Source organism: Enterococcus sp. 10F3_DIV0382, assembly GCF_002140245.1.
Taxonomy (GTDB): Bacteria; Bacillota; Bacilli; order Lactobacillales; family Enterococcaceae; genus Enterococcus_B; species Enterococcus_B lactis.
Genome location: NZ_NGMF01000001.1, coordinates 676,811 through 677,556, shown reverse-complemented (window position 1 = coordinate 677,556; position 746 = coordinate 676,811). Strand labels below are relative to the sequence as shown.

Sequence of the window (746 nt, the reverse complement as noted above, 5' to 3'; positions counted from 1 at the left end):
TACTCTTTCATCTTGTCAAAAAATCGGATATCCGTATAGTTGATTTTTTCTTCTCTGAATTCGTAAAGTTTTTGTGCATATATTTTTTTAGAAACTATAAGCCCTTCTTTGCTCCGCCATAACCTGGCAGTACGCAATCTATTTGAGTAATTGAGAAATTCTAAAACTGCCTCCTGATGACTATTTAGTCCGTCATACTCTTCTTCCTTGAAAAAAGCATACCGTAACACAGTCCAAGCACGCTCCAAATAAAAATCAATACTTTCTTTTTCTAATAATTCCATCTTCTCTCTCCTTTTTCCAGTTCACTATATGGAATAATTCAATCCAATACCAGTGTAGCATCGAAAACAGTAAACCGCTTTCTCTTTTCGTCATACACTGACCACACATAAGCGCCATCCCAATAACGACCTTCATTATAATAATTCGTAAATTCATTGTTCCAAAGGTAAATATGCAGATGATCTTTATCTGGGAAAAGACGATCATTCAACTGGTTAAATTCTTCCTCCGTTCCCTCTGCTCCTTGAGTTGCTTCAAGAAAAGAAGTCCGATAGATACTATCCTCAGCCCAGAATGATCCAGGCGTGATTCTTTTCGCCTTCATCATTTCTTTATTTACATAAATAGGGTACTCTTTCATCTTGTCAAAAAATCGGATATCCGTATAGTTGATTTTTTCTTCTCTGAATTCGTAAAGTTTTTGTGCATATATTTTTTTAGAAACTATAAGCCCTTCTTTG

Annotated in this window: 2 protein-coding genes; both read right to left on the bottom strand. The window is 35.3% G+C overall.

Going from position 1 to position 746, the window contains the following annotated elements; all coding sequences use genetic code 11:
- A partial coding sequence (locus A5849_RS03335; protein ID WP_086309956.1) for a hypothetical protein occupies positions 1-284 on the bottom strand: 284 nt, incomplete at its 3' end.
- A 38-nt stretch (positions 285-322) separates the two neighbouring features.
- The coding region (locus A5849_RS03330) for a hypothetical protein (RefSeq protein ID WP_256923955.1) at positions 323-746 on the bottom strand (424 nt) is incomplete at its 5' end.